Origin of the sequence: Streptomyces sp. ID05-39B, assembly GCF_033794725.1 — a bacterium.
In the GTDB taxonomy this organism is placed as follows: Bacteria; Actinomycetota; Actinomycetes; order Streptomycetales; family Streptomycetaceae; genus Streptomyces; species Streptomyces bobili.
The window spans coordinates 1-14,903 of record NZ_JARGEF010000082.1 but is presented as its reverse complement, the minus strand read 5'-3'; the positions used below and the strand labels follow the sequence as shown (position 1 = coordinate 14,903).

Here is a 14,903-nt window from a genome sequence, read left to right as displayed (position 1 = left end):
TCACCAGCCCGAGGCGGTGTGGACGACGGCCGTCGTGGACTCCTCGCCCCAGGCCAGCTCCCGCAGCAGCGCCGCTGTGCCCTCCTCGGGGTCGATCAGCCGGATGCCGCGCCGGGCGTACTCGCGGGCCAGCTCCGCCCCCACCATGCCGGCGTGCCCGGCGGCGGGCGCCCACGGCCCCCAGTGCACGGTCAGCGCACGGCGTCCGGTGCGGGCGGCGAAGGCGGCACCGAGGGACTCCAGGGCGTCGTTGGCCGCCGCGTAGTCGGCCTGGCCGCGGTTGCCGAGGACGGCGGAGATGCTGCCGAACAGCACCGTGAACGCGGGCGCGGCGGGCAGTTCCTCCAGCGCGGTGAGCAGGGCCTGGGCGCCGGTGGCCTTCGTGCCGTAGACCCGCTGGAAGGACTCGGCGCTCTTCTCGGCGATGAGCCGGTCCTCGATGACCCCGGCCGCGTGGACCACGCCGTCGAGGCGGCCGTGCTCGGCGTGGATCTCCTTGACCGCCTGGCGTACGGCGTCCGGCTCACGGAAGTCGACCGAGCGGTAGTGGGCCCGGCTGCCGAGCGCCGCCAGTTCCTCCAGCGTCGCCCTGATCTCCCGCTGGGCCAGCAGGAGTCCGGCGGCCCGGTTGATGTCGGCCGGCTTCGCCCCGCCGCGCGCGGCGAGCGCGGCGCGCAGTTGTGCCGGGGTGCGGGCGGCGGCCGTGTCCGCGTCCTCCGGGCCGTCGGGGGCGGGGGTGCGGCCGAGCAGTTCCAGGCGGCAGCGGGCGGCGCCGGCCAGCGCGGCGGCGAACTGCGCGGTGATGCCCCGCGCCCCGCCCGCCAGCACCACCACCGAGTCCCGGTCCAGGCCCAGCGCGGCGGCCTCCGCCACGCCGTCCCCGGCCGGTCCGGCGCCCGTGCCGCCGAGCGCGCCGAGCGGCGCCTCCACCAGCTCGAACCCGTACCGTCCGGCATCCGACCGCACGACGACCGGCGTACGGTCCGGGGCGACGGCCTCGCCGATCACGGCGTCCGCGACGGCGGCGGGCGACACCTCGGCGAGGTCGACGACCCGCGCCACCGTCTGCGGGTACTCGCGCGCCACGGTACGGAAGAAGCCGCGCAGCCCCGCCGAGCGTGCGTCGCCGCCGGAGGGCCGGACGGCCAGCAGCCACCGGGGTCCGTGCGACAGGGCCGCCTTCAGCACCGGGAACGCGTCCGGCAGCACGGTCGCTCCGTCGCCGGAGAGGGCCCCGAGGTACACCACTCCGTCCACCGGCCCGTCCCCGTCCCCGTCCCCGAGTACATGGCCACGACCGCGTACGGCGACCTCGGCGCCCAACTCCAAGAATCGGGCGGCCACTTCGGGCGCGTCACCGAGCAGCATCCAGCGGGTGCCGGCGATCAGGGCGGCGGGGTCGGGCCCGCCGACGGCGTCGAGGAGCACCGGGCGCAGGACGTGCCGCCGGGGCGGCTCACCGGTCACCGCGTCCGAGCCGGGCGACTCTACGGGCGTCGACTCGACCGGTGCCGATGACACCTGTGGGGCCGTCGGCGCGCCCAGCCGGGCCGTGAGCCAGCCGGTCACCGCCGCCGCCGTACGCGCCTTCGCCAGCTCCTCCAGTTCTGCGTCGTCCATCGAGGTGAGGTCCGCGCCGCCGCCGGCGCCCAGCCGCCTGGCCAGCTCACCGGCGATCTCGGCCCGCTTGATGGAGTCGATGCTGAGGTCCGCCTCCAGATCGAGGTCGGGTTCGATCATGTCGACGGGATAGCCGGTGCGTTCACTGATGATCTCCAGGACCAGCTGCCCGACGTCGACGGGCCCGGTGGCCTGCGGCGCGGGCTCCGGGTCCGGCGGCGGTGCCGCGACGGAAAGCGCGGAAGCAGCCTGCGGCACGGCCTCGACGGCAGGGATCGGCGCCTGCACGAGCACGGGACCGGCCACCGGACCGGCGACCGGCGCACCGGGGGTGCCGCCGAAGTAGGTGAGCAGCACGTCCCGTTGGGCCGCGATCATCTCCCGGCTGGTGCGCAGGAACTCGGAGACGAGCGCGTCCCGGTCGGAGGGGACACCGTGCGGGGGGTCGGTCGTCACAGTCGTCTCCTTGATGTCCACGACACGTCGGGCCGGTGCGAGCGCACCGGGGAGGAGGGCACCGGCGGCGGTGCGGACGAGCTGCCCGTCCACCGTCCAGCCCGGGACCTTGGGGACGGGGGTGCGGACCGCGTCGACGGCGTCCCGGCCGCGCAGCAGGCCTCCGGTGCGCACCGGCAGCCCCGCGACGGCGAGCCGGGCGAGGGCGTCGAGCCAGTCACGCAGGCCGCCGCCGGGGCGGGGCTCGCAGGCGACGGTGGTGTGCGGGCGCTCGCCGAGGATCTGTCCGACCAGCCGGGTCAGCACCGACCCGGGACCGGCCTCGACGAAGACGCGCGCGCCCGCCTCGTACATCGCCTCGATCTGCTCGGTGAAGGAGACGGGGGCGCCGATCTGCGCGGCGAGTTCGGCCCGGACCGCGTCCGCGTCGGCGGTGTAGGGCGCGGCGGTGCGGTTGGACCAGACCGGGAACTCGGGCGCGTGCACCGGGCGGGCCGCGAGCGCCTCGGCGAAGCGGTCACCGGCTCCGGCGACCAGCGGGCTGTGGAAGGCGCACGCCACGGGGATCCGCTGGGCCCTCAGCCCGGCCTCGCGCAACAGCCGTACGGCCTGCGCGACCGCGTCCGTCGGACCGGACACCACCGTCTGGCGGGGGGAGTTGCGGTTGGCGACGACGACCGTGTCGGGTGCGCCCGCCGCCTTGAGTCCCTGTTCGGTCTCCTCGGCACCGGCGGTGACCGCGGCCATGGTCCCCGGGTCCTCCCCTGCGGCCCCGAGGATCGCCGCCGCCCGCTCGGTGCTCAGCTCCAGCAGTGTTTCGGGGGCGAGGGCGCCGGCGGCGCAGAGGGCGACCAGCTCGCCGTAGCTGTGCCCGGCGGCCATGTCCGGCTCCACGCCGGCGGCCGTGAGCAGGGCGTGCGCGGCGAGCCCGGCGATGCCGAGGGCCGGCTGCGCCACCCGGGTGTCGGTGAGCGCGGCCCGCTGCCGGTCACGGGCGGCTTCGTCGAACGCGGCCGGCGGATACAGTGCGTCCGCGTGGGCCCGGCCCAGCTCCAGGTAGGGCCGCAACTGCGGGAAGGTGACGAACAGTTCGGCGAGCATGCCGGGGCGCTGGCTGCCCTGGCCGGGGAAGAGGAAGGCGACCTTGCCGCCCCCGTCGGGCTCGGCGTCGGCCCGGTGGATCCCGCGAGCGGGGGTGGTGGCGGCGCCGTCCGGGGTGTCGAGGACGGTCCGCAGCTTCCCGGTGAGGTCGTCCACGTCGCTCGCGACCACCGCGAACCGCGCCGGGTCCGTGCTCGCGTCCGACCTCCGTGCCGCACCGAGCGCCAGGTCGCGCAGCCGCCACGGGCGGCCGTCGGCCCCGGCGACCCGCAGGAGGTCCTCGACGGCGCGACGGGCCGACGTCTCGTCGCGGCCGCGGAACACGAACAGTTCGGCAGGCCAGGCGTCCGGTCCCCGCCCCGGCGTCACCCCGCCGGTGTGCGCGCCCAGCACCAGATGGAAGTTGGTGCCGCCGAAGCCGAACGCGCTGACCCCGGCGAGGCGTTCGGCGGCGGGCGCGGCCCACGGCCGGGCCTCGGAGTGGAAGGCGAACGGGCTGCTGTCCGCCTCCCAGGCCGCGTTGGGCGCCTCCACGTGCAGTGTCGGCGGCCGTACGCCCGTGTAGAGCGCGAGCGTCGTCTTGATGAGGCCGGCCAGCCCGGCGGCGCACTTGGTGTGCCCGATCTGCGACTTGACCGAGCCGATCACACAGCTCCCCGGCTGGGCGCCCGCCTCGCTGAACACTTCGCCGAGAACGGCGAGTTCGGTGCGGTCGCCGACCACCGTGCCGGTGCCGTGCGCCTCGACGAGACCGACCTGCGCCGGAGAGATGCCCGCGCCCCGGTAGGCGCGCTCCAGCGCGGACCGCTGGCCCTCGGGGCGGGGCGCGGTCAGCCCGAGGGAGCGGCCGTCGCTGGAGGAGCCGAGGCCTTTGATGACGGCGTAGATCCGGTCGCCGTCGCGTTCGGCGTCCGCGAGCCGCTTGAGGACCACGCAGGCCACGCCCTCGCCGAGGGCGATGCCGTCGGCCGAGCCGTCGAAGGCGCGGGAGCGTCCGGTGGGGGACAGGGCGTGCACGGAGGAGAAGAGGACGTAGTCGTTGATGCCGTTGTGCAGGTCGGCGCCGCCGCACAGCACGATGTCGCTGGTGCCGCCGAGGAGTTCCTTGCAGGCCACGTCGACGGCGGCCAGCGAGGAGGCGCAGGCGGCGTCGACGGTGTAGTTGGCGCCGCCGAGATCGAGCCGGTTGGCGATCCGGCCGGAGATGACGTTGGCGAGCATGCCGGGGAACGAGTCCTCGGTGAGCTGAGGGAGCTGCTCGTCGAGGCCCTGCGGCACCTTCCCGTAGTAGGAGGGCAGGACGGCCCGCAGGGTGGCCGCGTTGGAGAGGTCGCTGCCGGCCTCCGCGCCGAACACGACCGAAGTGCGCGACCGGTCGAACTCCCGTCCCCCGTCGCCGTATCCGGCGTCCTGCAGGGCCCGCCGGGCCGCCTCCAGGGACAGCAGCTGGACCGGCTCGATGTGGCCGAGGGAGGTGGGCGGGATGCCGTAGCGCAGCGGGTCGAAGGGGATCGGCGGCAGGAAGCCGCCCCACTTCGACGAGGTGGCCCCGTCGTGGTGCACGGCCGGGTCCCAGCGGTCGGCCGGGACCTCGCCGACCGCGTCCACGCCGCCGACCACGTTGGCCCAGAAGGTGGGCAGGTCGGGCGCCTGCGGGAACATGCAGGCCATGCCGACGACGGCGACGTCGAGCGGCGCGGGCGTCTGCGGGCGGGGAGCCTCCTCGACGCCGAGTCCGGCGGCCCGGCGGGACAGGAACGCGGCGGCTCCCTCCGTCACGGACGTGTGCAGCGCGGCGACCGTCGTGGTCGCCGACCGCAGTACGGCCACCTCGCCGGCCATGAACATCCCCTCGGCGAGCTGCCGTCGCTCGTCGACGGGTGCCAGGGTGCCGTCCGCCTGCCGTGTCGTGCCCTTGCTGGCGAGACGCAGCCGGCCGACGTTGAGGCGCTCCAGCTCCTCCCAGAGCCGCCGGTCGGGGACACCCTCGGCGCGCAGCCGGGCCTCCTCCTCGCGGTAGCCGGCGGCGAACGGGCTGGGCACGCAGCGGGTGGCGTGCCCCGGAGCGGACTCCAGCAGGGTGGTGCGGTCGGCGTCGAGCACCTGCCGCTGGAACAGCGGCCGGATCGCGCCGTGCGCCACCGCCTCCTCGGTGAACAGGTACGCCGTCCCCATCAGGACGCCCACGGCCGCCCCGCGCGCGGTCAGCGGCGCGGCGAGCGCGGCCACCATCGCGGCCGACCGCTCGTCGTGCACGCCGCCCGCGAAGAACACCTCGACCTCCCCGGCGTCACCCCCCTCGTCCACGTAGTCCTCAAGGACGGCGAGTTGGGCTTCCCACAGCGGGAAGCTCGCGCGCGGTCCGACATGCCCGCCGCACTCCGAGCCCTCGAAGACGAACCGCCGGGCACCCGCCTGGAGGAACTGCCGCAGCAGCCCCGGCGACGGCACGTGCAGAAAGGTCCGGATCCCGTCCCGCTCCAGCGCCTGCGCCTGTGCGGGCCGCCCGCCCGCGATGACGGCGTGCGTCGGCCGTAACTCCCGTACGGCCTCCAGCTGTGCGGCCCGTACGTCCTGCGGTGCGAAGCCGAGCACGCCGACGCCCCAGGGCCTGCCGTTCACCGCGTCGCGCGTCCCGGCCAGCATCTCCCGTGTCCGCTCACCGTCCGCCAGCGCCAGGGCGAGGAACGGCAGCGCCCCGTCCGCCGCGACCGCAGCCGCGAAGGCGGGCCCGTCACTGACCCGCGTCATCGGCCCCTGCGCGACCGGCAGCCGGGTGCCCAGCGCCCGGCTCATCGGCGACCCGTCCGCCAGCGCCCGTACGGTCGACTCGCCGCCCAGGGCCTCGCGCACCGCGTCCCGCACCGCCCGAACCGTCCGCCGTACGTCACCCCAGCGGTCGGCGAACCGGGCGGCGAGGAAGCCGTCCTGGCCCACCGGCAGCAGCTGGGTGCGCGGGTCCCGCGCACCGAGCAGCGCCGCGACCTCCCGCGGTCCGGCGTCCGCCGGCAGGCGCGGGGCGTCGGGGCCCCGGCGCAGCAGCACCCGGTGACCGGCCACGACGACGGTCTCCGAGCCGTCCAGGGGGCGCAGTACGGCGGCCGTGGCCTCCGGCAGGGCGGATTCGGCGAGCAGCGCGAGCTGTCCGTCGAGGACGACACCGGCCGCCCCGCCGGCCACGGCGGCTGCGGCCGTGTGCGGTCCGATGCCCCCGCAGGCCCACACCGGGACGCCCAACTCGCCGGCTGAGAGCAGCTGTTGGAGCAGCACGAAGGTACTCAGGGTGCCGGTGCGCCCGCCGCACTCGCCGCCCCGCGCGATCAGGCCGTGCGCCCCGGCGCCCACGGCCTCCCGCGCGCCCGCCAGATCAGTGACCTCGACGAGGACGCGGTGCCGCGCCGTGAGGTGGGCGACCGGCCAGGGCGCGTCGGCCGCCAGGACCACGGTGTGCGGGCCGTCGGCTCCGAGGCCGGCGGGGGTCAGGCGGCAGCGCGCGGCGATCCTGACGCCGAAGCCGCCCGGCGCGGAGCGCCGCAATCGGGCCAGCGCCTCGCGCGATCTTCGGCCGCCGTCGCCGAGATCGAGGACGCCGAGGCCGCCGGCCCCGGCGACCGCGAGAGCGAGCCCGGCATCGGGCTCGCCGAAAGGGGTGATGCCGATGATCATGTCCTCGGAGCGCACAGTGGACGTCATTGATTCTCCGAATCAAGGGTGAAACTGCACGGTGGGGGGTTCGGGACGGCAAAGGCGTGCACCGGGATTCCGGCGGGAAAGGATCACCGCGGAAGGCCGTGAAAAGCGCTTGTTCGAAGCGCGTCGAAGGTAGTGCGGTTATTACTCGCCAGTCAACGTTTGAACGACCGCCCGGTTTCCCGCCGTATTGATTCGGTCACCCTCGGAGAAAAGGCCACGGCGTAGGAAAACGGATCTATTGCTTTTCTCGCCGGGCCCGTTCATCCGGCCCACACATTGTTGAAACGTGCACGACCGAAGGAAATGGGTTCCTTTGGAGCTCATGTCCGAAACGGCGGCCGAAAGGTCCGGCCGTAGGTCGCTGCCGAGGAAAATCCGCATGTCGCGCCCGAGTGACCGGGAAGGGCCCCACCGCTTCCCCGGTGCCGCCCCCGCCGCCGGCGGCCCTGGCACCCGCACGCGTACGGTAGTGTTCACCTGCGCGTTCCCAGGGTTCACCGGAGCGCGACGGGACGTGGCGCAGCTTGGTAGCGCACTTGACTGGGGGTCAAGGGGTCGCAGGTTCAAATCCTGTCGTCCCGACCACATGAGGTGGTCGCAGGCCGTCTTCTCGGACGAGGAGGCGGCCTTCGCCGTACCCGGGCGGTCACCGAACCACGAGCCGGTCCCTGGCCGGACCCTGGCCGGTCACGGGCCGGTCCGTGGCTCAGGTTTCGCCCTCGCGCGACGGGTACCGCGCCACCACCGCCCCCAGATACCCCCGCAGCATCACCTTCGCCTCCTCCAGCAGTGCCGCGTCCCCCGCCGGGTCCCGCCGGAACGCCTCCTGGGCCAGGGCGTCCGCCGCCAGGATCGCCGCCTGGCCGGCGCGGGCCAGCGCCTCGTCGTCGTCCGCCATGTCCAGGGCGAGCAGGACCCGGCGGACGCCGTCGGCCATCCGGCGTTTGTGCTCGCGGTCGGCGGCCCGGGTCCGCTCGGTCAGCCCGCTGCCGAACCACAGGGCGCGGAACCCGTGTTCGGTGCGGTAGATGCCGGCGAACGCGTCCAGCAGCACGCCCACGGGGTCCTCCCACCGCTCGGCCGCGGCGGCCCGCACCAGGTCGTCCATGGCCGCCTCGATGCGCGCGAAGTATCCCGCCGCCAGGGCGTCGATGAGCGCGTCGCGGTCGGGCAGGTACTGGTAGAGCGAGCCGACCGAGATCTCCGCCTCGGCCGCCACCCGCGTCGTCGTCAGGGCTTCGACCCCCTCCGCGACCAGTACGCGTTCGGCGGCCCGGAGCACCAGCGCCAGCCGGGCCCGGCTGCGTGCCTGCCGGGGGGTGCGGCGCAGCGGAACGGCGCCCTGATCCGCGTCTGCCGGACTCAAGAACTGCCTCCGAACGTGAAGGTGACTTTGTTTCATGTTTACGCTACCGTCGCGCCCATGACCGACTCAAGCTCCGCGCTGGGTCAGGAGCGGGCCGCCGTGGCCGACGCCTGCCGGCGGCTGGCGGCCGAAGGCCTCCTCATCGGCACGGCGGGAAACGTGAGCATGCGCGTGGGTGACCGGGTCGCCGTCACGGCGACCGGAGCGGTCCTCGCCCGGATCACCCCCGACCAGGTGACCGTCGTCGACCTCGACGGCACGGTCGTGGCCGGCACCCTGCGCCCCACCTCCGAACTGGAACTGCACCTCGGCGTGTACCGCCGCTACGGCACCGCGGCGGTCGTCCACACCCACGCCCCGATGGCCACCGCCGTGTCCTGCGCCCTGGACGAACTGCCGTGCGTCCACTACCAGTTGCTCGCCCTGGGCGGCACGGTCCGGGTCGCCCCGTACGCCACCTTCGGCACCCCCGAACTCGCCGCGTCGGTGCTCGACGCGCTGGACGGACGTGGCGCCGCCCTCATGGCCAACCACGGCGCGGTCACCCACGCGCCGACCCTCGACCAGGCCGTCGAGCACGCCCTGCTGCTCGAATGGGCCTGCGGGGTCTACCAGCGTGCCGCCGCCATGGGACGTCCCCGCTTCCTCGACGAGGGGCAGCAACTCGCCGTCATCGAGGCCGCGTTGGCCCGGGACTACGGCACCACCCACCCCGTACCACCCGTGCAGGAGGGAAACCGATGAGCCTCGCCCCGATGAACGTCGTCACGATGGGGGTGCACGTCCTGGACGTGCTGGTCCGGCCCGTGGAGGCGATACCCGAGGGGCAGGGCGCCACCCTGGTCGAGGACATCAGGATGACCGCCGCGGGGACGGCCGGCGGCACCGCCCTCACCCTCGCCAAACTGGGCGCGTCGGTCCGCGGCGCGGGCGCCATCGGCACCGACCCCACCGGGGACATGCTCGTGCAGCTCCTGCGACGGGCCGGGATCGACACGGAGTTCCTCGTCCGGCGCACCGACACCGCCACCTCCGCGAGCGTCCTGCCGATCCGCCCCAACGGTGACCGGCCCTCCCTGCACCTGCTCGGCGCGAACATCACCTACGGCCTCGACGACGTGCCCTGGGACGCCGTCGCCGCCGCCACCCACCTGCACCTCGGCGGCCCCGAACTGATCGGCGTCGACGTCGCCGCGCGCATCCTGTCGTACGCCAAGGAGCACGGCACGGTCACCTCCGTGGATCTCCTCGCACCCGGTGTGCTCGGCAGCTTCGAGCAGATCGAGGCGGCGCTGCCCCACATCGACCATCTGCTGCCCAACGAGGACCAGGTGCTCGGCTTCTCCGGCGAGCCGGACCTCGCGGCGGGCGTACGCAAGCTGCGCGAGGCCGGCGTGGGCGTGGTCGCGGTGACCCGCGGCGCCGACGGCGCCCTCGTGGTGAGCGCCGACGGGAGCGAGACGGTCCCCGCCTTCGCCGTCGACGTGGTCGACACGACCGGGTGCGGCGACGCGTTCTCGGCCGGCTATCTGCGCGGTGTCTCCCTCGGGCACGCACCGGCGCGGGCCGCGGTCCTCGGCTGCGCCGCGGCGGCCCTGGTCGCCCAGGGACTCGGCAGCGACCACGGGGACTTCGACCTCGCCGCCGCCGAGGAGTTCGCGAGGAGCGCCGAGCCGCGCACGTGAGACCCCCGGCGAGATCCGCCCGGCGGCAAATGGTTGGACAACTCCTCGACGGCTGACCATCGTTGAGGAGCATGGATCAACAGCAGATCTGGGACGCAGACGCCGCCCGCCGTTACGACACCCCGGGCAGCGGTATGTTCGCGCCCGAGGTGCTCGGACCTGCCGTCGACCGGCTCACCGAACTCGCCGACGGCGGGCGGGCTCTGGAGTTCGCCATCGGGACGGGGCGGGTGGCGGTCCCGCTCGCCGCACGGGGCGTGCCCGTCACCGGTGTCGAGCTGTCCCGGCCGATGCTCGGACAACTGCGCACCAAGGCCGACGAGACGGCGATCCCGGTGGTCGTCGGAGACATGGCGACGACCCGCGCACCGGGGGAGTACACGCTCGTCTACCTGGTCTACAACACGATCTCCAACCTGCTCACCCAGGCCGAACAGGTCGCGTGCTTCCACAACGCCGCCCGCCACCTCACACCCGGCGGCCGGTTCGTCATCGAGCTGTGGGTGCCCGAGCTGCGCCGCCTCCCGCCCGGCCGTGAGGCGACCGTCGGGCGGTCCGAGCCCGGCTACATACTCCTGGACACCTACGACGTCCTGCGCCAGCACGTGGTCTCGCACCACTTCACGTTCGACGGGAGCGGCGGCCGGCAGGCCCGGCTGGACCGCAGCCCGCACCGATACATCTGGCCCGCCGAACTCGACCTGATGGCCCAACTGGCCGGCTTCCGGCTGGAGTCCCGGCACGCCGACTGGACGGGCTCCGAGTTCACCGCCGAGTCGCCGTCCCATGTGTCGGTGTACAGGCTGCCGGAGCCCGGCGCCCGCCCCTTCTGACGCGCCTGCCGACTCATTACGTGATCACCTCCTGACTCACCTGGTGGACGCCCCCTTGACGGCGGCCGGGGGTGGATCGACACTCGGACCTGGAATCCTAGTGAACAGGTAGGGAAACGCATGGGGTGTGAGACGGTCGCCCGCCGAGTGAGCCGCACGGCCTGGTCGTCACCCCTTCTCACCTCCCGCCGGCACATCGACCTGCTGCGTGTCTGCAGCGCGATGCCCCAGGGCTGAACCGGCCCCTCCCCCTGCGTCGAGCCCTGCCGACGGTTTCCCCGCCGGCACCGTGCCCGCCGAAGCGCAAGGGCGGGCAGGGCTGCACCCTGCCATCCGGGCACCCTCCCGTCGGCGTCCTCCCACCTCACCCTCTCGTCCTCACCCTCCCGTCCGACGTCGCATCCGCCGCGCCTCCGTCGCGCGCCCGCCCCCGGGGAGAGCCATGTCCGCCACACCACTCGCCGCCCACCCGTCCGCCCGCCCGGCCCCCGCCTTCCGGGGCCGCATCGGCCGCGACGCCCGCAGCGGCCACTACGCCGTGCCGCGCCGCTACCGGCTCCACCTGTCACCGGCCGATCCCGACGGTCTGCGCATCGCCGTCACCCACAGCCTCCTCGGCCTGGACCACGCCTGCCCCGTCACCTTCCTGCCCGCCGTCCCGGACTGTCCGGACGGCGGCCACTGCGCTCTGCGCCCCCTGTACGAGGCCAGCGCCCACCGCTACACCGGACCCGCCCTCGCGCCGGTACTCAGCGACGACTGGTCCGGCCGGATCGTCTCCACCCACGGCCCCGACATCGCCCGCGACCTCGCCCGGCACTTCGGCGGCGGCCGGACCTCGCTGTACCCGTGCGGCAGGGAGTCGGAGATCGAGGCCGTCGAGCGGATGTGCGCCGAGGGCATCGAGGGGGCCGCACAGCGCGCCGGAGCGGCCGGCGCCGAGGAGTCCCGGAGTACCGAGGCCCTCGGCACGCTGCTCGGCACGCTCGGCGTCCTGGACCGAGGCCTCGGCTCGCAGCCCTACCTGCTCGGTGATCAGATCAGCGCCGCGGACGTCGAGTTGTGGGTGGCACTGGTCCAGCTCGACACCGTGCACCGGCACCACCTCGACGCGGACGCCGTACGCCGCATCGCCGGACACCCCGCCCTGTGGGCGTACGCCCGACGGCTGGCCGCCCACCCGGCCTTCGGTGCCCATCTCGACCTCGACGGCGTGAACCGCCGCCACCACGCCCGCTGTCAGGGCCTGGAGGCCGCCGGATCCGCCGTCCAGATCCTGGACTGGGCCGCCCACTCGACCTCCGGAACGCGAACACAACCGCAAGTCAGGCAGGTTTGAGCCGGTCCATCACCTGGACCGGCGTTGACGATCGTTCGGGCAACTGGCTTGACCTACGGCCCAGAACGGTCATGAGTGTCAGTCACGGGCCCTGTCCGGCTGACCGGCAACCCCGAGGCCGCGTACTCCGCGGAGGTGGTCCGCGGCGGCATCCTCTCCGCGGACCAGGGCAGCACGAGGCGTCCTGTGCGCTCGGCCTGCTCAAGGGCTGCCAGTTCCGGCGGATCGACTTCCCGCAGGCCCTGCGGTCGATCACCCCCCACTACGTCAACCAGCTGGGCGGCATGATCAAGAGCACCTCGCTGGTCTTCTACGTGTCGCTGCTCGACCTGTTCGGGGCCTCACCCACCCGGACGCCCACCCGGACGCCCACCCGGACGAGAGGGGTGTGGCTCACCGGGCGGCCCCGTGAGGTCCCCCGCGGCGTGAGGTTCCCCCGCGGCCGGCTGACCGCGGCCGGCTGACCGCGGCCTGCGCCGCGGCCGCGCCGGAAGCGGCCGGCGCCCGTCTCCCTCCCCCGAAGGTGACGGACGCCGGCGCTTTCCCCCGGCGCCGGAATATGGTCTTCTCGCGCGTACGGCGCGGTCGGGGCCGTCACCAGCACATGACGGCGGTCTCTCCCGTGCCCCAGCCGGAGTACAGCCGGACACGGGCGAAGTAGCGGCGGCCCCTGACGAGCCGGGCCCTGATCGTGGCGTTGTGCGGTGTGCCCCCGTCGTCCCGGCCGGCCAGGAAACGGGGCTCCCCGTCCCGCTCCTCGAAGACCACGACCACCGAGTCACCGTCCCCGAAGGTGCCGAAGCTGTATTCGCGGGTCTCCGGCGGCTCGACGGTGAAGTCGGCCTGCTCGCCCGCCGCCAGCGACAGCGGCACCGAACGGAACGGCACCAGCGCGGGCGGACGCGGCGCGCCCGGCGGCGGATACCAGCGGAGCGCGAACTCCTTGTCCAGCGGCGACAGCGCCCCCGGCGGATGCACACCCCCGCGGAACTGCTCCGGTTCCAGGATCAGCCCCGCCGAGAACGGATACTCCATCACCGACTGCGGATCCCACACCGAGCCGTTGACCTCGGCCGGGTCCAGCTTGCGCAGGATGTTGAAGAACGTGCGGTCCCGGCTCCAGAAGTTCGGCGGGCCCGCCAGATCGGCGTACACGGCCTCGTCGTCCCAGTGGATGCCGGCGAACGGGCTCTGGTGCTCGTGCTGCATGCCGAGCGCGTGCCCGATCTCGTGCAGGGCCGTCGCGCGCTCCCCGGGCGCGGTCAGATCCCAGCCGAAGTTCATGGTGCGCTCGTTCAGGCCGGCCCGCAGCGCGTCCCGGCCCACCGCCGACCAGGAACCGTCGCCCTGCTGGAACCCGATGCGCAGTTCGGCCTCCGACCGGTCGTCGACCTCGGCGAAGGACACCCCGATGCCCAGGTCCCGCCACGCGCCGAACGCGTCGCGCACCACGTCCTGCTGGGTCTTGTCCCCGACCCACGACACCCACCGGGTCCCCCCGGAGCCCGGCACCGGGATGACCGAAGCGTCGGTCTCGGCGTCGAGGAAGCAGTAGTGCAGCACGGTGCCGTTGACCCACATCCGGCGCCCGCTCATGAGCGCGCCGAGCCGCTCGGCGGCCAGCCCCGGAGCGAACGCGGGGGCCGGCTGCTGCGCGAGCGAGCAGTAGCGGGCGGTCATGGGCTCCAGGCTGCCCCGGAACACCACCGGGGGGCGTGAGTCGGGGGCTACTCAAGTCGCCCTGTATCAGGCATGAGTATGCGCACTCCTCTTAGATGTGACGACTTCCGTACGTGACGCAAGGCCCCTTGGGCCGCTCCCCTCGCCGCCCTGGCCGTTCACCGGCCGGGACGAGGAACTGGAGCTGCTCCGCGGCTCACTGCGCCCCGGGCGGCCCGGCATCGTGGTGACCGGCCCGGCCGGATGCGGCCGCAGCCGACTGGCCGCGGAGGCGGTCCGCGGCACGGACGGCGTGCGGGTCGCCGGCACTCCCGAGACCCGCCGAACGGCCTTCGCCGCGTTCGCGCATCTCCTGCCCGAGGGAGTCACCCTCCACCGCGCGGTCCAACTGCTCGCGGGCGTACGGCTGCTGCTGGTCGACGACGCCCACCTGCTGGACGACGAATCCGCCGCCGTCGTCCATCAGCTGGCCGTCCACGGGCGCACCAGGCTGCTGGTCCTCACCACGGACGGCGCACCGGCACCGGGCGCCGTGGCCCGCCTGCGCTCAGGAGACCTCCTGCCGCGCCTCGCCCTGGAACCCCTGCCCCGCGAGGACATCACCCGGTTGCTGGCCACCGCCGCCGGTGTCCCCCTGGAACCGCTCACCGTCAACCGGCTGCACGGGCTGTCGCGAGGGGACCTCGGTCTGCTGCGTGACCTGCTGGACGCTGTGCGGGATCAAAGGGTGCTGCGCCGGGACCCGGACGGTGCGGAGTGGCGGTGGCGCGGGCCGGTTCCGGTCACACCTGCGCTGCGGGAGCGGGCCGCCGCCGTCCTCGGCCGGCCCCGCCCCGAGGAGCGGGAGATCCTCGACCGGCTCGCCTTCGCGGAGCCGCTGCCGCTGGGGCTGGAAGGGCTGGACCTGGGGGTGCTGGACCTGGGGGTGCTGGAGCGGCTGGAGGCGGACGGGCTGGTGCACGCCGACGACGACGCGACGGTCCGGCTGGCCCATCCCCTGTACGGCGCGCTGCTGCGGGCGGTCGCGGGGCGGTTGCGGGCTCGCCGGCTGGCCGGAGGCAGGGGGACGTGGGAGGCGGCGCTGGAGGCCGAGGCGGGGGAGTTGGTCCGGCGGATCGACGGGGCGGACG

8 protein-coding genes, 1 tRNA gene and 2 pseudogenes are annotated in these 14,903 nt (G+C 74.3%); 8 read left to right on the top strand and 3 right to left on the bottom strand.

The window, feature by feature from the left end:
• Positions 1 to 6,870 (bottom strand): SDR family oxidoreductase, encoded by a 6,870-nt coding sequence (locus tag P1P75_RS19365; RefSeq protein WP_319256935.1) that lies wholly within the window; start codon positions 6,868 to 6,870, stop codon positions 1 to 3.
• Between the two features lie 508 nt (positions 6,871 to 7,378).
• Here P1P75_RS19365 and P1P75_RS19360 point away from each other — a divergent pair.
• Positions 7,379 to 7,455, top strand: a tRNA-Pro gene (locus tag P1P75_RS19360).
• Positions 7,456 to 7,576: 121 nt separating this feature from the next.
• Here the strand turns inward: P1P75_RS19360 and P1P75_RS19355 are convergent.
• Positions 7,577 to 8,236: a TetR family transcriptional regulator gene (locus P1P75_RS19355; protein ID WP_319256933.1), complete on the bottom strand. Its 660-nt coding sequence runs from the start codon at positions 8,234 to 8,236 to the stop codon at positions 7,577 to 7,579.
• 57 nt (positions 8,237 to 8,293) lie between these two features.
• Here P1P75_RS19355 and P1P75_RS19350 point away from each other — a divergent pair, with 57 nt between their 5' ends.
• The 6 genes and pseudogenes from P1P75_RS19350 to P1P75_RS19325 form a co-directional block, all read left to right on the top strand.
• Positions 8,294 to 8,980 carry a class II aldolase/adducin family protein gene (locus P1P75_RS19350; RefSeq protein WP_319256931.1) on the top strand — a complete coding sequence of 229 codons (687 nt, stop codon included), beginning with the start codon at positions 8,294 to 8,296 and terminating at the stop codon, positions 8,978 to 8,980.
• Between the two features lie 11 nt (positions 8,981 to 8,991).
• Positions 8,992 to 9,921: a carbohydrate kinase family protein gene (locus tag P1P75_RS19345; protein ID WP_319256966.1), complete on the top strand. Its 930-nt coding sequence runs from the start codon at positions 8,992 to 8,994 to the stop codon at positions 9,919 to 9,921.
• Positions 9,922 to 9,992: 71 nt separating this feature from the next.
• Positions 9,993 to 10,754, top strand: coding sequence for a class I SAM-dependent methyltransferase (locus P1P75_RS19340; protein WP_319256929.1), 762 nt, complete (start codon positions 9,993 to 9,995; stop codon positions 10,752 to 10,754).
• Positions 10,755 to 10,874: 120 nt separating this feature from the next.
• Positions 10,875 to 10,991 carry a putative leader peptide gene (locus P1P75_RS19335; protein WP_319181953.1) on the top strand — a complete coding sequence of 39 codons (117 nt, stop codon included), beginning with the start codon at positions 10,875 to 10,877 and terminating at the stop codon, positions 10,989 to 10,991.
• Between the two features lie 205 nt (positions 10,992 to 11,196).
• Entirely contained in the window at positions 11,197 to 12,093 is an 897-nt protein-coding gene (locus P1P75_RS19330) for a glutathione S-transferase C-terminal domain-containing protein (protein ID WP_319256926.1), read from the top strand.
• Between the two features lie 114 nt (positions 12,094 to 12,207).
• Positions 12,208 to 12,434, top strand: a pseudogene (locus tag P1P75_RS19325) (ABC transporter permease subunit); the annotation flags it as partial.
• 253 nt (positions 12,435 to 12,687) lie between these two features.
• Here P1P75_RS19325 and P1P75_RS19320 read toward each other — a convergent pair.
• The gene (locus P1P75_RS19320; protein ID WP_319256924.1) at positions 12,688 to 13,773 is read right to left on the bottom strand and encodes a M12 family metallopeptidase; all 1,086 of its coding nucleotides are present in this window, start codon (positions 13,771 to 13,773) and stop codon (positions 12,688 to 12,690) included.
• A 97-nt stretch (positions 13,774 to 13,870) separates the two neighbouring features.
• Between P1P75_RS19320 and P1P75_RS19315 the strand changes: the two are divergent.
• Positions 13,871 to 14,903, top strand: a pseudogene (locus tag P1P75_RS19315) (hypothetical protein); the annotation flags it as partial.